At 65.1% G+C, this 17,891-nt stretch carries 12 protein-coding genes and 1 pseudogene; 8 read left to right on the top strand and 5 right to left on the bottom strand.

Annotated elements, in window-relative coordinates; translation table 11 throughout:
* Positions 1 to 43: 43 nt before the first annotated feature.
* The 5 genes from tauD to AR540_RS11780 all read right to left on the bottom strand — a co-directional run bounded on the left by tauD (position 44) and on the right by AR540_RS11780 (position 4,131).
* Positions 44 to 895 (bottom strand): taurine dioxygenase, encoded by an 852-nt coding sequence (gene tauD / locus AR540_RS11800; RefSeq protein ID WP_059229119.1) that lies wholly within the window; start codon positions 893 to 895, stop codon positions 44 to 46.
* An 11-nt stretch (positions 896 to 906) separates the two neighbouring features.
* Positions 907 to 1,722, bottom strand: a complete 816-nt coding sequence (gene tauC / locus AR540_RS11795) for a taurine ABC transporter permease TauC (RefSeq protein WP_059229117.1) — start codon at positions 1,720 to 1,722, stop codon at positions 907 to 909.
* Complete coding sequence (locus tag AR540_RS11790) at positions 1,712 to 2,500, bottom strand: taurine ABC transporter ATP-binding protein (protein WP_059229114.1); 789 nt, start codon at positions 2,498 to 2,500, stop codon at positions 1,712 to 1,714. The genes tauC and AR540_RS11790 overlap by 11 nt, the downstream gene beginning before the upstream one ends.
* A 68-nt stretch (positions 2,501 to 2,568) precedes the next feature.
* Positions 2,569 to 3,555, bottom strand: a complete 987-nt coding sequence (tauA, locus tag AR540_RS11785; RefSeq protein WP_059229112.1) for a taurine ABC transporter substrate-binding protein — start codon at positions 3,553 to 3,555, stop codon at positions 2,569 to 2,571.
* 204 nt (positions 3,556 to 3,759) lie between these two features.
* Entirely contained in the window at positions 3,760 to 4,131 is a 372-nt protein-coding gene (locus AR540_RS11780) for a response regulator (protein ID WP_059229110.1), read from the bottom strand.
* Positions 4,132 to 4,593: 462 nt separating this feature from the next.
* Here AR540_RS11780 and AR540_RS11775 point away from each other — a divergent pair, with 462 nt between their 5' ends.
* From AR540_RS11775 to AR540_RS11740, 8 genes and pseudogenes are all read left to right on the top strand, one after another.
* Positions 4,594 to 5,715 (top strand): mechanosensitive ion channel family protein, encoded by a 1,122-nt coding sequence (locus AR540_RS11775; RefSeq protein ID WP_059229108.1) that lies wholly within the window; start codon positions 4,594 to 4,596, stop codon positions 5,713 to 5,715.
* A gap of 348 nt (positions 5,716 to 6,063) precedes the next feature.
* A complete protein-coding gene (gene glgA, locus AR540_RS11770) occupies positions 6,064 to 7,647 on the top strand; it encodes a glycogen synthase GlgA (protein ID WP_236712051.1) in 1,584 nt (527 codons plus the stop codon).
* 159 nt (positions 7,648 to 7,806) lie between these two features.
* Positions 7,807 to 9,612 (top strand): malto-oligosyltrehalose trehalohydrolase, encoded by a 1,806-nt coding sequence (gene treZ / locus AR540_RS11765; protein ID WP_059229106.1) that lies wholly within the window; start codon positions 7,807 to 7,809, stop codon positions 9,610 to 9,612.
* On the top strand, positions 9,609 to 11,675 hold the full coding sequence (gene malQ, locus AR540_RS11760; protein ID WP_059229104.1) for a 4-alpha-glucanotransferase: 2,067 nt from the start codon (positions 9,609 to 9,611) through the stop codon (positions 11,673 to 11,675). The genes treZ and malQ overlap by 4 nt, the downstream gene beginning before the upstream one ends.
* Entirely contained in the window at positions 11,672 to 14,479 is a 2,808-nt protein-coding gene (gene treY / locus AR540_RS11755; protein WP_059229102.1) for a malto-oligosyltrehalose synthase, read from the top strand. The genes malQ and treY overlap by 4 nt, the downstream gene beginning before the upstream one ends.
* Entirely contained in the window at positions 14,476 to 14,973 is a 498-nt protein-coding gene (locus AR540_RS11750; RefSeq protein WP_059229099.1) for a DUF2934 domain-containing protein, read from the top strand. Before treY ends, AR540_RS11750 begins: the two co-directional genes overlap by 4 nt.
* Positions 14,974 to 15,224: 251 nt before the next feature.
* Positions 15,225 to 17,414 (top strand): glycogen debranching protein GlgX, encoded by a 2,190-nt coding sequence (gene glgX, locus AR540_RS11745; protein ID WP_236712050.1) that lies wholly within the window; start codon positions 15,225 to 15,227, stop codon positions 17,412 to 17,414.
* Positions 17,411 to 17,695: pseudogene (locus AR540_RS11740) on the top strand (endonuclease/exonuclease/phosphatase family protein); the annotation flags it as partial. The gene glgX and the pseudogene AR540_RS11740, both read left to right, overlap by 4 nt.
* Positions 17,696 to 17,891 lie beyond the last annotated feature (196 nt).

Below are 17,891 nucleotides of genomic sequence, written 5' to 3'. Positions count from 1 at the left end.
GCCGCGCCGAGGTCAGCGACCCGGGTGCCGGCAGTCCTTTCTTTCAGATCGCCTCTCGCGGTCCTCGCGGCCGATCACCGAGGATGGTCGCCCGGTGCATCACGCGTCGCCGGGGGCGATAGTCGTCACAGGCGTAGTGCTGGGTGATGCGATTGTCCCAGAAGGCCAGATCCCCCACCTGCCACTGCCAGCGCACCTGGAATTCCGGCCGCGCGGCATGGGCGAACAGCAGCCGCAACAGGGCATCGCTCTCGCTCTCCCCCAGCTCGACGATGCGGGTGGTGAAGCCCTCGCTGACGAACAACCCTTTCACCCCGGTTTCCGGATGTACCCGTACCACCGGATGGCGTACCGGCGGATTGGCCGCGCGCGCCGCATTGAAGCGTTCCAGCGCGTCCGGAGTCTGGCCGAAACGTTCCAGCGGAAAGGATTTGCTCAGGTCGTGCCAGGCACTCAGGCCATCGAGCAGCTCGCGGATAGGCGCGGACAACGCGGCGTAGGCCGCCGAGTTGCTGGCCCAGAGGGTATCGCCGCCATAGGGCGGCAACCGCCGGGCACTGAGCAGCGAGCCCAGCGGCGGCGTCTGGATGAAGCTGACGTCGGTGTGCCAGAGGGCATTGTCGCGCAGGTCGTTGAGTTCGGTGTCCAGTACCAGGATTTCCGGCTGCTCGGGGTGTTTGGGATAGATCGGATGGATGTGCAGGTCGCCGAAATGCGCGGCCGCGTCCCGCTGCTGGCGCGGTGTGAGCAATTGGTCGCGCAGGAACAGCACCTGATGTTCCAACAACCCCTGGTGCAGCGCCGCGTGACTCGCGGCGGTCAGGGGCTCGCGCAGATCCAGACCGTGGACACGGGCGCCCAGTGCCGGACTGAGACGTTCGAAGGTAATGGTCATCTGGCTGTTCCTCACTTCCAGCCGGCGTAGCGCCGCTGCAAGGCGCGCAAGCCGAGTTCGATGGACAGGGCGATGCTGGCGATCAATAGGATGCCTACCACCACCACGTCGGTGGCCATGAACTGGGCGGCCGACTGCACCATGAAGCCGAGGCCACGGTTGGCGGCGATCAGCTCGGCGGCCACCAGCGTCGACCAGCCCACGCCGAGCGCGATCCTTAGACCGGTGAGGATGTCCGGCAAGGCACTGGGCAGGATGACGTGGCGTACCACCTGCCCTTTCGAGGCGCCCAGGCAACGCACGGCCTGGATGCGGGCACGATCGACCCGGCGCACCCCGCCTACGGTGGCTATCAGCAGCGGTGCGAACAGCGCGAGATAGATCAGCAGCACCTTGGACAGCTCGCCGATGCCGAACCAGATCACCATCAGCGGCAGATAGGCCAGCGGCGGAATCGGTCGATAGAACTCCACGAGCGGGTCCAGGGCGGCGTTCAGCGTCGGGTTGAGCCCCATGGCGATACCCAGGGGTACCGCGGTGAGCACGGCGGCGAGCAGCGCAGCGAGCACCCGCAGCAGACTGGTGCCCAGGTGCTGCCAGAGGCTCGCATCCAGGTAGCCGTCGGCGAGCAGTCCCTGCAGGGCCACGACCAATTGCTCGGGGGACGGCAGGAACAGCGTGTCCACCCAGCCGAGGTGGGTCGCGGTCCACCAGAGCGCCACCACGGCGGCCAGGGTGCCGAGGGGAGCGACGCGGCGGCGGTCCAGCGGGAAGCGGCGTTTTTCCCGCAGCCCCTGCGCTGGGGTCGTCAGGGTTTCAGAGGACATGGTCGGGCGTCTCCTGCAGGAAGAGGTCGAGCAGTTCCTGGCGCAACAGGGCGAAGCGCGGATCGGCCTTGATCTCGCGGACCGGTTCGCCCGCCAGGTAGCGCCGCGAGAACGGCACGTCCAGGCGCCGGACGACCCGTGCCGGCGGACCATCCAGCACCAGCAGATCGGTGGCCAGGAAGAGGGCTTCGTCGACGCTGTGGGTGATCAGGAACAGCCCCTTGCCGGTGCGCTTCCACACCTGCAGCAGCAGGACCTGCATGCGCTCTCGGGTCAGGGCATCGAGGGCGCCGAAAGGCTCGTCCAGCAGCAGGAAATCCGGGTCCACCGCCAGGGCACGAGCCAGCCCGAGGCGCTGGCGCTGACCGCCGGACAGCTCGCCGACGGCATGTTCACCGTGCTGCCCCAGCCCCACCAGTTCCAGCATCTCCTGCGCCTTGCGCTCACGTTCGGTCCGGGCCAGACCGCGCAGACGCAGGCCGAGGGCGACATTCTCCCTGGCATTGAGCCAGGGCATCAGGGCATCGTCCTGGAACACCACCCCGCGTTCTCCGCCCGGCCCTTCCAGGGTGCGTCCATCGAGCTGCACCCGTCCGCCATCCAGCGGCTGGAAGCCGGCGAGGACGTTGAGCAGGCTGGACTTGCCGCACCCGGAGGGACCCAGCACCACCATGGCGGCGCCCTTGGCGATGGAAAGATCGAGATGTTGCAGAATCGGCTGCGTCCGGCCCGCGCGGACGAACGCGAGGTTGGCCTGTTCCAGGCTGAGTCGACTCATGACCGGCTCCTGTCGAAAGGAAAAAAGCCCCTCCGAAGAGGGGCGAGTCGTGGCGTGAAGAGGGGGGATCACTGCGCCCTGCGAACGTACTCGGCGCTCACGTAGGGCGAATAGTCGGCGAGCACCGCGGGAATGCGTTTCTGTTCCTTGAGGAATTCCGCAGTCCGGGCGATGGCCCTGGCCGTACCGCCGCCGAGCAGCTCGGGGCCGAGCTGAGCCTGGGCGTCCGGGTAGCGCGAGCCGGCCAGCAACTCGGGAATGTCGGCAGCGTCGGCGCCGGTGAGGCGGGCGATCTTCTTCGCCTGCTCCGAAGCCGGCCCCCACTGCTTGCCGTGAGCCTGGTAGTCGGCGAAGGCCTCGAGGGTGACCTTGGCGAACTGGCTGACGATCTCGGGATGCTGCTCGGCGAAGTCCTTGCGGGCGACCCATACCTCGAAGGTGGGCGCGCCCCAGGCGCCCACCTGGGCGGCATCGGTCAGCACCTTGCCGTTCTTCTTGATCTCGCCCAGGGCGGGCGACCAGACGAAGGCGCCATCGATGTCGCCCCGGCGCCACGCCGCGGCGATCTCGGTGGGGTTGAGGTTGACGATCTTGACCTTGGTGGGGTCCACGCCCCAGTGCTTGAGGGCGCCCAGCAGGCTGTAGTGGGACGTGGACACGAAGGGGGTGGCGATGGTCTTGCCCACCAGTTGGTCAGGCTTGTCGATGCCGCTGCCATTGCGCACCACCAACGCCTCGGCCGAATCGATCTGCGTCGAGACCAGGAAGGTCACCAGCGGCAGCTTGCGCGAGGTGGCGGCAGCCAGGGGGCTGGAGCCGAGATTACCGATCTGTACGTCACCGGAGGCCAGGGCGGCGACGACCTCCGGACCGTTGTTGAACCGCCGCCAGTCGATCGGCTGACCGACCGCCTTCTCGTAGCGGCCATCGGCCTGGGCCACCTTGGAGGGGTCGACGCCGGTCTGGTAGCCGATCACCAGATCAGCGGCCTGGGCCGGGCCGACCAGCGCCAAGGCGCTGACCGCGAGTACCAGGGATTTGATGAGGGAATTCACTGCAGGCCTCCTTGTCTAGCGCCCATCGGAGCGCATGACGCGTCGAAGCGACGCGAGCTGGAGGCCAAGCTAAACGATCTAAAGATCAGAAAATAAATAACTAAATGGAATCAGCTTAAGCCCCGCGATCTCGCGCTCGCGGGGCCTCGCCCCACTTCTGGCTGACACTGGAGCAAGCGGTCCTGCCTTGGACCGCGAGGGACATCAGGCCTTGCGCTGATTCAGGAAGCGGAAGCAACCAGCCAGCAGGTCATCGAAGCGCCAAGGCTTGGGCAGGTAGTAGATGTCCGGCGCGCGCTCGGGCTGCAGCTCTTCGAAGTAGCCCGAAGAGACGATGATGGGCAGACCGGGCAACTGCTGTTTGACGCGCCGCGCCAGCTCGAGACCGTCGATGGCGCCGGGCATGCGGACGTCAGTGATCAGCAGATCGGGGGTCGGTCGCGCGCTCGACAGGTGTTCCCAGGCTTGATCCGCGGTACCGAAGGTCCGCACCTCGAAGCCTTCGCCTTCGAGCACCTCCTCCATCAGCCCGAGCAACATGTTCTCGTCTTCGACGACCACTACCACTGGTTTCATAAATCCATCTCGATCTTCGTAGGTCCGCCGTTCGACAGGACGTGTCTTGTTGGGGCGCGAATTCTACCCTCATCCAGGGCGCGCGGGCAGTTTCCTCGCAGCGCGGGGGTCTCAAGGCTCATCGCTTCGTCCGCAGCAACGCGCCGCGTTCGGCTTTTCCCAGTAGCGCGCAAGGGCCCTATGGCACCGGACAGGCTACCTGCGCGCCGCCCATCCGTCCTTCCAGCCTAGCCCCACCCTGCGACATTGCGCCGCGCCAGCCGGCAGAAAAACCAACGAGAAGACACTCGAAACAAAACTATAGGGGTGGTATTACCATCCAGCTTCCCGGGTCGGGGTAGTCTGGGAGGGGAACCGGGGTCAATTCCCGCCAGTCGGACACCAGGTATCTCGAAGGGCTTCCCGCGATTCCGACGCGCCAGCTCTACGGATCCTGGGAAGCCGTCTGCTGGAGGAAAGCGCATGACGGCCATCGACTGGACGGGCTGGCTGCAAGCCCCCTGGGTCACCACCCTGATCGCCGCAGTGGTCGCCCTGGCGATTAGTGCCATCGCCCTCACCGTGGCCTTCGCCGCCATTCGCCGCCTGGCCAACCCCTTCCTGCTCGCCCGTAATCTGGTGAAGTACACGGAAAAACCGGCGCGTTTCGCGGTGCCCCTCGTGGTGCTGCAGGGTGTCTGGAATTCAGCACCCGATGCCCTGCCGTTGTTGCGCGCCGTACAGCACGTCACCGGTCTGCTCAGCATCGCCGCCTTCACTTGGCTAGGCCTGCGGGCCGTGAAGGCGGTGGGCGCTACCATCGCCCTGCGCAATCCGGTAGACGTGGTCGACAATCTCCGAGCCCGCCGCATCCAGACGCAGAATCGCGTCCTGGTACGCAGCCTGAGCTTCGTCGTGCTGCTGATCGGCATCGCCCTGATGCTGATGACCTTTCCCGCCGTGCGCCAGGTGGGCGCCAGCCTGCTGGCTTCGGCCGGGGTCGCCGGGTTGGTGGCCGGCATCGCGGCACGGCCGGTGCTGGGCAATCTCATCGCCGGCTTGCAGATCGCCGTGACCCAACCGATTCGACTCGATGACGTGGTGATCGTCGAGGGCGAATGGGGTCGCGTCGAGGAGATCACCGGCACCTACGTGGTGGTACGCATCTGGGACGATCGGCGCCTGGTAGTGCCCTTGCAGTACTTCATCGAGACCCCCTTCCAGAACTGGACACGCTCCTCCTCGAGCTTGATCGGCTCGGTATTCGTTTGGGTTGACTATTCCCTGCCCTTGGCGCCCATTCGCACCGAATTGGAACGCGCCTGCGCGGAAGTGCCCCATTTGTGGGATGGCCGGGTCTGTGTGCTGCAGGTGACGGATGCCTCCAGCGAATCCATGCAGATCCGCGTGCTGGTGAGTTCCGGTGATTCTTCGAAGAACTGGGACCTGCGCTGTTTCGTCCGCGAGCGGCTGATTACCTTCATCAATCGCGAATTCCCGCTCTGCCTGCCCAAGCTGCGAACCGAGCTGGGCCGTCGCGACAGCCTACCGACCATACAATCCGACGAAAGGCAAGAGCCCGTCGCCCGCCAACCAGAAGTTTGAATCGTCAGTCATTTTCGCCGATCGGGTGATGATCAAGCGGTTCATCCCCGGCATGTCTCCGCAGTCCATCGGCGACACCCTGGCCATTCGGGCACGCATCTCGCAAAGGCAAACAAGACGGCAACATTCGCGCGGGAAACTTGTGACGTCGTCCGTGAGTCAGTGCGAGAGCAATCTGGAATTTCGCGAAGCAGTTCTCGCCCAACTCCAGACATCTCGGAAGAGGTGACCGGCAAAAAGGCTGTAGCAGCTCGGCTGTAGGCATTTTTGAACCAGGAAGCATCGAGCTTCAGGAAAGAAGCAATCAGGTAAACCTCAGTCTCGAACTCGCTGCATTGGGAGCGCACCATGGCAAACGCCGTCGTGGGGAAATTTGGGGCTCTTGAGCCCGTTGAAACTGCCACTCGCACCACCAGATCCAGCACTCCTCGCAGACGTTCGGAAGAACCTCAGCTGACGCTGAGTTCCGTCGTCGAAAGTCGTAAGCGCATTCTCTTCGTCACCCCGGAAATTTCCGATTTCGTCAAGGCTGGTGGCCTGGGCGAGGTCTCCGGCGCCCTACCCCGCGCCCTCGCCGCGTCCCATGACGTACGGGTGCTGATCCCGGGCTATCGCCAGGTCATCGCCGCGGTCAAGGATCGCATGCAGATGGTAGGTCGCATCGCCGCCCGCGGCGCCATGCCCGCCTGTGACGTCGGCCGCGTGAATCTGGAAGACGGCCTGGTCGTCTACGTCCTGATCTGCCCCGAACTCTACGAGCGCCAGGGCAATCCCTATGGCGATCTCGACAACGTCGACTGGGCGGACAACCACATTCGCTTCGGCCGGCTGTCCAGTGCCGCCGCCGACTTCGCCCTGGGCGACGCCTCCATTCGCTGGGTTCCCGACCTGCTGCACCTGAATGACTGGCAGACCGGTCTCGCCGCTGGCTACCTGCGCTGGAAAGGCTCGACCACGCCCTGCCTGACCACCATCCACAACCTGGCCTACCAGGGGCTGTTCCCGGCCTCGGTGCTCGCCGACCTGGACATCCCCGAGCATGCGTTCCAGATGGAAGGCCTGGAGTTCTGGGGCAAGGTGTCCTTCCTCAAGGCGGGCCTGGTCTACGCCGACCACATCACCACCGTCAGCCATACCTACGCCCAGGAAATCACCACGCCGGAATTCGGCTATGGCCTGGAAGGCCTGCTGCAGGTCAAGGCACACGAAGGCAAGCTGACCGGCCTGCTCAATGGCATCGACGACGGCTGGAGCGCCTGCAGCGATCCGCACCTGTGCCAGCAGTTCACCGAGTCGGACTGGGAAGGCAAGGCGGTGAACGCCGCGCGCATCCGCGAGGAATTCGGCCTGGAGCCGTCCAACGGCCCCCTGTTCGCCGTGGTTTCGCGCCTGGTGCAACAGAAAGGCATCGACCTGACCATCCAGGCCGCCGATCACATCGTCGCCCGTGGTGGCCAGCTGATGATCATCGGCTGTGGCGAGCAGCACATCGAGCGGCAGGTACGGGCCCTGGCCCTGCGTTATCCGGGCCGGGTCAGCGCCCACATCGGCTTCTGCGAAACCGAAGCCCGGCGCATGTACGCGGGTAGCGACTTCCTGCTGATGCCCTCGCGCTTCGAACCCTGCGGCCTGAGCCAGATGTATGCCCAGCGCTTCGCCTCGCTGCCGATCGCCACCCGCACCGGTGGCCTGGCCGACAGCATCGAAGACGGCACCACGGGCTTCCTGTTCACTCCGCTCTCGCTGGAAAACTACCTCGGCGCCATCGACCGCGCTCTTGGAGTGTTCGAGCGGCAGGACCTGCTGTTCGCCATGCGTCGCCGCGCCATGCAGGGCCCCTTCTTCTGGTCCGAATGCGCCAAACCCTACGCTTCGCTCTACCTCGACATGATCGGCGTTCACGCTCAACAACAGCGCCAGGCCCACGCCTGAGATCGAACGCCGCCTGGCCGGCGCCTTTTCTGGGTCCAAGACCGACGAAAAGCGCCTGCCCCGCTCAACTTTGAGCGACTCCCACCGGTCATAACAGCAGCTGCGGCCATCAGGGCCGCAGCGCTTTTTCTGCCCTCCGGTTTCGGGAGTTATCCATTCATGACTGACATTTCTCGCGACGCAGCCGCAACGACCGGGGGCTACGCCTGGCGGACCCGTGCCGGCGCCACCCTGCTGGGCAAGGATCGCACCCTCTTCCACTTCTGGGCGCCCAGCGCGGACGCAGTGTCCGTGGCGCTCGAGGGCGGCATGACCCTGGCGCTCGAAGCCCGGGGTGACGGCTGGTTCGGGATCGAGGCCCAGTGCGGCGCGGGCACGCGCTACCGTTATCAGATCGGCGACCTGCTGGTGCCGGACCCCGCCTCTCGCGCCCAGGCCGGCGACGTGCACGAGCCGAGCATCGTCATCGACCCCACCACCTACCATTGGCAGACCGTGGAATGGAGCGGCCGGCCCTGGCACGAGAGCGTCATCTACGAAGTGCATGTCGGCACCCTGGGAGGCTTCTCCGGCGTCGAGAAGCTCGTCCCGCGCCTGGCGGCCCTGGGCATCACCGCCATCGAGCTGATGCCGCTGTCGGAATTCCCTGGCGGTCGCAACTGGGGCTACGACGGAGTCCTGCCCTATGCCGTGGAGGCCTCCTACGGCACGCCGGACGATCTCAAGTCGTTGATCGACACCGCCCACGCTCACGGCGTGATGGTCTACCTGGACGTGGTCTACAACCACTTCGGCCCGGACGGCAACTACCTGCACGCCTATGCCGAGCGCTTCTTCCGCGAGGACATCCATACTCCCTGGGGCGCCGCCATCGACTTCCGTCAGGATGCGGTCCGCCGCTACTTCATCGACAACGCGCTGCTGTGGCTGATGGAGTACCGCTTCGACGGCCTCAGATTCGACGCCGTGCACGCCATTGGCGACAAGGGCTTTCTGGAGGAAATGGCCGAGGAGATCCGCGCCACCGTGGAGCCTGGGCGCCATGTCCACCTGATGCTGGAGAACGAGGACAACACCGCGACCCTGCTCGGCGGCAAGCATTACAATGCGCAGTGGACCGATGACTGGCACAACGTCATCCATCCGCTGCTGACCGGGGAAGACGAAGGCTACTACCAGGACTTCACCCGGGACGCCACGGCCAAGCTGGTGCGTTGCCTGGGCGAAGGCTTCATCTACCAGGGCGAAGAAACGCGCCACGGCAAGGCCCGCGGCGAGCCGAGCAAGGACCTGCCCGCCAGCGCCTTCATCATCTTCCTGCAGAACCACGACCAGGTGGGCAACCGCGCCTTCGGCGAGCGCCTGACGCGGCTGGCGCCCGAGCCCGCGCTCAAGGCGGCCACCGCCCTGCTACTACTGAGCCCCATGATCCCGCTGCTGTTCATCGGCGAGGAATGGGGCAGCCGCCAGCCGTTCCTGTTCTTCACCAGCCACAATGACGAACTGGCGGAGCTGGTGCGCGATGGCCGGCGCAACGAATTCAAGGATTTCGACTTCTTCACCAGCGAGGAACATCGGCAGCAGATTCCCGATCCCAATGCGCCCGGGACCTTCGAGGATTCCAAGCCCAACTTCGGCGAAGCCGATCAGCCCGACCATGCGGCCTGGCTGGGACTCTACCGGGAGCTGCTGGAGATCCGTCGCCGCGAACTGTTCCCGCGCCTGCAAGGCGCCCGTGCCGCCGGCGCCGAGGCTCTGGCCGACCGCGCCGTGCGCGCGCGCTGGATGCTGGCCGACGGCAGCCGCCTGACCATCGAACTCAACCTGAGCGACGCGCCAGTGAAAGTGACCGGAGCACCGGCAGGCGAGCTGCTGCACAGCAGTGACGCAGCTGCCACGCCGCTCCGTCAGGACGGCCAACTGGCCGCCCATTCCGCGCTGGTCTGGCTGGAGAAAAAGGCATGAGCGAGGATCGCCTGGAACAACTGGCCAAGGCGGCCGGCATTTCCATCGAATGGACCGCCTATGACGGCCAGCGCCAACGAGTGAGTCCTGCAGCGCTGCGTAACCTGCTCAAGGCCATCGAGCTGCCTGCCGACAGCGACGCGGACATCGACGCCAGCCTGCGCCAGCTGGCGGAGGTCGGTGACAAGCATCACCTGCCGCCCCTGATCACCGCCCAGGTGGGCAAGCCGGTCGGTACGCCTGATCAGTTCAAGCGTGGCGTCCGCTACCAGGTGCAACTGGAAAATGGCGAGCGCCTGGAAGGCACCGTGGATGACCAGGGCCAACTGGCTGCCATCGCCGTAACCGGCTACCACCAGGCGGACATCGATGGCGCGCGCCTGACCCTGGCGGTAGCGCCGGAGCGCTGCTTCACCATCGAGGACGCCACCGGTGACGCCAATGCCCATCTTTGGGGCCTGGCCGTACAGCTCTACAGCCTGAGACGTGAAGGCGGCAGCGGCGCCGGGGATCTGCAAGGGCTGGTGCAATTCGCTCGTGCGGCGGCGGCCAAGGGCGCCGATGCCCTGGCCATCAGCCCGCTACATGCCATGTTCAGCGCCGATGGCCGCCGTTACAGCCCCTATTCGCCTTCCAGTCGGGTGTTCTTCAACGTGCTCTATGCGGCACCAGAGGTGGTGCTGGGTCTTGAGGCAGTACGCAAGGCCGCAGACCGTAGTGGCCTGCAGGCCGAAGCCGAACGCCTCGAACAGCTGGAACTGATCGACTGGCCCGCGCTGGCCAAGCTGCGCCTGCGCCTGCTGCGTGCCCTGCATCTGGATTTCCGCACCGCCGCGACCGATCTGCACGAGCGCTTCGCTGCCTTCCGCCGAGAGGGCGGCGAGGCACTGGAGAATCACTGCCGCTTCGAAGCCCTGCATGCCTCCTTCACGCAGGGTGACGCCTCGCCCAGCTGGCAGCATTGGCCGCAGCAATATCGCGATCCGAAGAATCCGGCCGTGGCCGAATTCGCCGAGCGCCACGCCCAGGACGTGGAGTTCCATGCCTTCACCCAGTGGTTGGCCAGCGAAGGACTGGCGGCGGCGCAACGGCAGTGCCGTGAATCGGGCATGCGCATCGGCCTGATCGCCGACATCGCCGTCGGGGCGGATGGCGGTGGCAGCCAGGCCTGGAGCCGCCAGGAGGAATTGCTGGCCTCGGTCACCGTCGGTTGTCCGCCCGACCTGTTGAACCAGAAGGGCCAGGGCTGGGGTATTTCCGCCTTCTCCCCTACCGGCATGGTCAAGCACGGGTTCCGCGCCTTCATCGAGATGCTCAGGGCCAACTTCGCCCACGCCGGTGGCGTGCGCATAGATCACGTGATGGGTCTGCAACGCCTCTGGCTCGTCCCAGAAGGTGCTTCCCCGGCCGACGGGGCCTATCTCTCTTACCCCATCGACGACCTGCTGCGGCTGGTCGCCCTGGAGTCCTGGCGCCATCGCTGCGTGGTGATGGGCGAAGACCTGGGCACGGTGCCCGAGGGCTTCCGCGAACGGCTGGCCGACCGCGCCATCATGGGTATGCAGGTGCTGCTGTTCGAGCGCGATGGGCAGCCCTTCAAGCGCGCCGCTCAATGGTCGAACACGGCCATGGGCACGCCCACCACCCACGACCTGCCGACCCTCACCGGCTGGTGGCGGGGCCGCGATGCCGACTGGCAAGAACAGCTGAATCTGCTGCCCGACGGCACCTCCCGCCAGGATCGCCTCGCCGAGCGCGCCGAGGATCGCCAGCACCTGGCCAAGGTGCTGCAGCTGGACGACAACAGCCCGGAGAACGTCGAACAGGCGGTCGATGCCGCCATCGACTTCATCGGTCGAACCCCGGCCCCATTGATCATCCTGCCGGTGGAAGACGCCCTGGGCCAGCTGGAACAGGCCAACCTGCCCGGCACCACCAACGAACATCCCAATTGGCTGCGCCGCTGGGAGGCTCCCGCGGAGCGCCTGCTGGACGCTGCTACCCCCGAACGGCGCCTGCGCGTGCTGAGCTCTGCTCGTAACAATCCGGAGAACACTCGATGAGTCGCTTGCGCGCTACCGTACGCCTGCAGTTCCACAAGGACTTCACCTTCGACGATGCCCTGCCTCTGGTCGAGTATTATGCCAACCTCGGCATCAGCCACTTTTACGCCTCTCCCATCACCACCGCCCGCGCCGGCTCCGTCCACGGCTACGACGTGGTCGATCCGACCCGCGTGAACCCCGAGCTGGGCGGTGAAGAGGCGCTACGCCGCCTGGTCGCCCGCTTGCGCGAGCACGGCATGGGCCTGATCGCCGACTTCGTGCCCAACCACACCAACGTCGGCGGCTCGGAAAACGCCTGGTGGCTGGACATCCTCGAATGGGGTCGCCAGAGCCGCTATGCCGGCTTCTACGACATCAACTGGTACGGTCCGGACCCGGACCTGCAAGGCCAGGTGCTGCTGCCCTTCCTCGGCGACGCCTATGGCAACGTCTTGCAAGCGGGCGAACTCAAGCTGGTGTTCGATGCGGAAAAAGGCGCTTTCCGCGTGGAGTACTACGCCCACCACTTCCCCATCAATCCGGGCACCTACGGCCAGATCCTGCGCGAGAGCGATCTGCCCCAGTTGAGCCTGTTCGCCGATGCCTTCTCGGCACGCGCCAAGGATCAGCAAGAAGCTCGGGGCGCCCAACGGCAGCTGGCCGATGCCGCTAAGGAGCCTGCCGTCGCGGCCGCCATCGAGAAGGCGCTCGCCGCCTTCGACGGTAGCCAGCCAACCAATCAGGAGCGCCTGCACGCCCTGCTGGAAAGCCAGCACTATCGGCTGGCCAGCTGGCGTACCGCCTCGGACGATATCAACTGGCGGCGCTTCTTCGACATCACCGAGCTGGGCGGCCTGCGCATGGAGCGCCACGAGGTGTTCGAGGAGACTCACTCGCTGATCTTCCGCCTGATCGGCGAAGGCTTGCTGGATGGCCTGCGGCTCGACCATATCGACGGCCTGGCCAATCCACGTGCCTATTGCCGCAAGCTGCGGCGCCGGGTGGACGACCTGTGCACCCAGCGGCCCGGTGGCGCGCCGGAAGACGGTTTCCCGATCTACATCGAGAAGATCCTCGCCGAAGGCGAACACCTGCGCGAAGGCTGGGGCATCGACGGCACCACCGGCTACGAATTCATGAACGAGGTGTCGGCGGTGCAGCATGCCGCCAGCGGTGAAGCCTCGCTACGTAAGTTCTGGGCGGAAACCACCGGCCGTACCGAGGACTTTCTGGAGGAGGTACGCGAAGCCCGCCGCCTGGTACTCACCACGGCGCTGAACAGCGAATTCGAATCCGCCGTGCACACCCTGCACCTGCTGGCCCAGCAGGATTGGCGGACGCGCGACACCAGCCAGGGCGCCATCCGCCGGGTGCTGCTGGAGCTGATCGTGCAGTTCAAGGTCTATCGCACCTATGCCGGAGCCGCGGGTTTCGTCGGCAACGATGCGCAGTGGTTCGACACTGCGCTGGAAGCGGCACGGTCCCAGGTCGGCGAGGCGGAGCAACCGCTGCTGGAGCAACTGCGTGCGTGGCTGGGCGGCGATGCACCACGCCACAAGCCGGTGGGCAGCGTGGCTCGTCGCGAACAACGCCGCGCCATCACCAAGTTCCAGCAGCTCACCTCGCCCATCGCCGCCAAGGCCGTGGAGGACACCGCCTGCTATCGCTCCGCACCGCTGCTCTCGCGCAATGACGTGGGCTTCGATCCCCAGCATTTCGCCCAGCCGGTCAGTGCCTTCCACGAGGCCAGCGGTTGGCGCGCCGAGCACTTCCCGCGCAACATGCTGACCACCGCCACCCACGACCACAAGCGCGGCGAAGACACTCGCGCGCGGCTCGCGGTGGTCTCGGAGGCACCCCAGGCGTACATCGCCCAGGTCACTCGCTGGATGGAGCAGGCCGCTCCGCTGCGTGGCCAGTGGAACGATGCTCCCGCCCCCACCCGGGGCGATGAGCTGATGCTCTACCAGACGCTGCTCGCCAGCTGGCCGCTGGCCCTGAAAGCCGACGACCGCCAGGGGCTCGACGCCTATCTGGAGCGCCTGCTGCAGTGGCAGGAAAAAGCCCTGCGCGAAGAGAAGCTGGAGTCCGACTGGTGGGCGCCCAACGCCGACTATGAAGCGGCCTGCAAGGCCTTCCTGGAAGGTCTGCTCACCGATGCCCAGTACCTTTCGTTGCGTGAGGAGATCGTCACCGCAGTGCACGCCCTGGCTCCGGCTGGTGCGCTGAATGGCCTCGTCCAGCTGCTGCTGCGCAACACCGCACCGGGCGTGCCCGATCTCTACCAGGGCGGGGAATTCTGGGATTTCAGCCTGGTGGAGCCAGACAATCGCCGCGCCGTGGACTATGCCCCACGGCAACGAGCCCTGGCCGCTCACGACTCCGCGGTCGCTGCCCTGGCCGACTGGCGCAGCGGCGAGGTGAAACAACAGGTGCTGGCCGCGGTGCTGCAACTGCGCAAGGGCTGTCCGCAACTGTTCACCGAAGGTCGCTACGTGCCCCTGAGCGTGGAAGGGACCAAGGCTGCGCAGGTGTTGGCCTTCGCCCGCACCTGGGAAGAGCAGGCGGTGATCGTGATAGTGCCCTTGCAGGCGTCGAACCTGCTCCTGGACGGCGAAAAAATCGGCTTTTCCGCGGATGTCTGGCAGGACACCCGGATAAAACTTCCGGAAACCTTGTCCATGTACCGTTTCGGGGAAACTTTCGCTCCCTCATCTGTCCATGACCAGAAGAAAGAGCTATCCGTCGGCGAGGTTCTGGCACGTTTTCCGCTTGGATTGCTCAGCACACAAGACATCACTCAAGGAGCCGCACCGCAATGACCCAAAAAGACGAACGCATCCAGCAGCTCGCCTATCAGATCTGGGAGTCCGAAGGGCGTCCGGCGCATGAACACGATCGCCACTGGGAGATGGCGACCCGACTGTACGAAGCCGAACAGGAAGGTGTGGCCAAGAAGACCGTCGCCAAGAAGCCCCGCGCGACCAAGACCACCACCAGCAAGCCGGCGACGGGCAAGACCAGCACCACGGGCAAGACCAAGAGCGGCAGCGAGAAGGCTGCGACCGAAGCGGCCGCTGCCGGTGAGTCCGTGACCGAAAAGGTCGAGGCGGCTGCCAAGAAGGTGGTGTCCAAGGCCAAGCAGGCGGTCAAGCCCAGCACCAGCAAGGCTACCTCCGCCAAGACCAGTGCGAGCAAGGTCAAGTCTGACGCGGCCGTCGAAGCCACTGGCGTGGGCGTAGCGCCCGCCACGCCGAAGAAGCCGCGTGCTTCCCGGGCCAAACCCGCAGCAGCCAAACCGGCCGCCAGCGAGTGATGTGATGTGATGTGCTTCGGCCTGGCCGTTCGGCCAGGCCTCCCCACCGCTCGCGAGCGGCTTCGTCTCCCATCGAATTCCTGGATTTTTCCTGAAAAAAAACGCTTTGTCGGTTCGCTCAGGCGCCCCGGAACTGCGCTGCGTCGGGCCTTTCATATGCAGGTAGCCGGATCTGTATCGATTCAGCCACCGGCGGCTATTGAGAGCCGAATTAGAGCGACTTCCTTCCTAGCTATCCCGAGAGCGTCGAAATGACTTCATCCGAGTCCAACAAGCCGTTAACCGAAGCGACCGCCTTTATCAGCAAGTCCAAGTCTCGTGTGCGCGAAGGATTGCCCTACCCCCTGGGCGCTACCTGGGATGGCTCCGGCGTCAACTTCGCCATCTTCTCGGCCAATGCCACCAAGGTGGAACTCTGTCTCTTCGACGACGAAGGCAAGGAAGAAATCGAGCGGATCGAACTGCCCGAATTCACCAACGAGATCTGGCACGGCTACCTTCCCGACGCCCGCCCGGGCACCCTGTATGGTTATCGGGTACACGGTCCCTACGAGCCCCAGAATGGCCATCGCTTCAACCACAACAAGCTGCTGATCGATCCCTATGCCAAGCAGATCGTCGGCGAGCTGGAATGGAACGACGCTCTGTTCGGCTACACCATCGGCCATCCCGACGGCGACCTCTCCTTCGACGAGCGTGACAGCGCACCCTTCATGCCGCGTTGCCGGGTGATCGACCCCGCCTTCACCTGGGGCAACACCACCCATCCGCGCGTGCCGCGCGACCGTACCGTGTTCTACGAGACCCATGTGCGCGGCTACACCATGCAGCACCCGGCAGTCCCCGAGAACGCCCGCGGCACCTTCTCCGGCCTGCAGGAAAGCGAGGTGATCGACTACATCAAGTCCCTCGGGGTGACCTCCGTCGAACTGATGCCGATCCACTATTTCCTCGACGACAACCACCTGCTGGAGAAGGGCCTGAGAAACTTCTGGGGCTACAACACCCTGGCCTTCTTCGCCCCGCATTCGCGCTACATGGCCAGCCAGTCCATCGGTGAATTCAAGGTGATGGTCGCGCGCATGCACAACGCCGGCCTCGAGGTGATCCTCGACGTGGTCTACAACCACACCGCAGAAGGCAACGAGATGGGCCCGACCCTCTCGCTCAAGGGCATCGACAACGCCAACTACTACCGGCTGATGCCCGACGATGCGCGCTACTACATCAACGACACCGGCACCGGCAACACCCTGAACATGAGCCATCCCTGCGTGCTGCAGATGGTGACCGACTCGCTGCGCTACTGGGCCACCGAGATGGGCGTGGACGGCTTCCGCTTCGACCTGGCCACCATCCTCGGCCGTGAACCCCATGGCTTCGACGAAGGCGGCGGCTTCCTGCATGCCTGCCGTCAGGACCCGATCCTGGCCGAGACCAAGCTCATCGCCGAGCCCTGGGATTGCGGCCCCGGCGGCTATCAGGTAGGCAACTTCCCACCCGGCTGGATGGAATGGAACGATACCTTCCGCGACACCGCCCGCGCCTTCTGGAAGGGTGACGAGGACCAGATCGGCGACTTCGCGAAGATCTTCCTCGGCTCCGGCGACAAGTTCAATCGTCGCGGCCGCAAGCCCTACTCCTCGGTCAACTTCGTCACCGCCCACGATGGCTTTACCCTCGCCGATACCGTGTCGTACAACGACAAGCACAACGAGGCCAACGGCGAGGACAACAAGGACGGTCACTCCCACAACCTGTCGTGGAACTGCGGCGTCGAGGGCGAGACCGACGACCCGGAGATCATCGAGCTGCGCTATCGCCAGATGCGCAATCTGCTCACCACCCTGTTCCTCTCCCAAGGCACGCCCATGCTGCTGGCGGGTGACGAATTCGCCCGTACCCAGGGTGGCAACAACAACGCCTACTGCCAGGATAGCGAGATCGGCTGGGTCAATTGGGACATCAGCGAGAAGAGCGCCCAGCTGCAGGAATACGTGCGCAACCTGATCGACCTGCGTCGCCGTTATCCGCTGCTGCGCCGTAGCCGTTTCTTCACCGGGGTCTACAACGAGGAACTGGGCGTCAAGGACGTCACCTGGCTGCAGCCCAGTGGCGACGAGATGGGTGTGGAGCAATGGCAGGACGGCAGCAACAAGTGCATGGGCATCCTGCTCGATGGTCGTGCCCAGCCGACCGGTATTCGTCGCAAGGGGGCGGATACCTCGCTGCTGATTCTGGTCAATGCTCATTATGACGTGGTGGATTTCACCCTGCCGGAAGTGCCCATGGGCGAACATTGGTCGTTGCAGCTCGACACCAACCAGCCCGACCTGGATGCCGGCGACGTCTTCAATTTCGGAGATACCTATCAGGTCACCGGGCGCTCGGTACTGTTGTTCGAGCTGACCCAGACCAAGCGGAGGAAACGCCAGGCATGACGAACGCGCAACAGGGTTTTTCGTTCAAGGTCCTGACCATCAACACGCACAAGGGCTTCACCTCATTCAACCGCAAGTTCATCTTGCCGGAGTTGCGGGAGGCGGTGCGGACGGTGTCAGCGGACATTGTCTTCTTGCAGGAGGTACTGGGCACCCACGAAAAGCACCCGTTGCGCTTCGAGAACTGGCCGGCGGCGCCGCAATATGAGTTCCTGGCCGATTCCATGTGGACCGACTTCGCCTATGGGCGCAATGCGGTCTACCCGGACGGCCATCACGGTAAGGTCAGCAGGGGGCGGGACCGGCTCCTACACGTGCTCGAAACACTGCGGCCCTACAGCCTGCCCCCTGCTGCTCTCACCTCCATCCTAACGGCAAGCCAAGACACAAGCGGCCCATGGCCGCGATAATGCGAGCAGACAGCTGCTCCTACGGGTACGGACGCGCTGGTAGGAGCCATCGCATCGGCGGGCCGCC

Source organism: Pseudomonas sp. EpS/L25, from assembly GCF_001512295.1.
GTDB lineage: Bacteria > Pseudomonadota > Gammaproteobacteria > Pseudomonadales > Pseudomonadaceae > Chryseomonas.
This window is presented reverse-complemented; position numbering and strand designations above follow the sequence as displayed.

Bases quoted from the DNA above. Each gene is read 5' to 3' on its own strand.
- tauD (WP_059229119.1), bottom strand. From the start codon at position 895: ATGACCATTACCTTCGAACGTCTCAGTCCGGCACTGGGCGCCCGTGTC.
- tauC (WP_059229117.1), bottom strand. From the start codon at position 1,722: ATGTCCTCTGAAACCCTGACGACCCCAGCGCAGGGGCTGCGGGAAAAA.
- AR540_RS11790 (WP_059229114.1), bottom strand. From the start codon at position 2,500: ATGAGTCGACTCAGCCTGGAACAGGCCAACCTCGCGTTCGTCCGCGCG.
- AR540_RS11780 (WP_059229110.1), bottom strand. From the start codon at position 4,131: ATGAAACCAGTGGTAGTGGTCGTCGAAGACGAGAACATGTTGCTCGGG.
- AR540_RS11775 (WP_059229108.1), top strand. From the start codon at position 4,594: ATGACGGCCATCGACTGGACGGGCTGGCTGCAAGCCCCCTGGGTCACC.
- glgA (WP_236712051.1), top strand. From the start codon at position 6,064: ATGGCAAACGCCGTCGTGGGGAAATTTGGGGCTCTTGAGCCCGTTGAA.
- treZ (WP_059229106.1), top strand. From the start codon at position 7,807: ATGACTGACATTTCTCGCGACGCAGCCGCAACGACCGGGGGCTACGCC.
- malQ (WP_059229104.1), top strand. From the start codon at position 9,609: ATGAGCGAGGATCGCCTGGAACAACTGGCCAAGGCGGCCGGCATTTCC.
- treY (WP_059229102.1), top strand. From the start codon at position 11,672: ATGAGTCGCTTGCGCGCTACCGTACGCCTGCAGTTCCACAAGGACTTC.
- AR540_RS11750 (WP_059229099.1), top strand. From the start codon at position 14,476: ATGACCCAAAAAGACGAACGCATCCAGCAGCTCGCCTATCAGATCTGG.
- glgX (WP_236712050.1), top strand. From the start codon at position 15,225: ATGACTTCATCCGAGTCCAACAAGCCGTTAACCGAAGCGACCGCCTTT.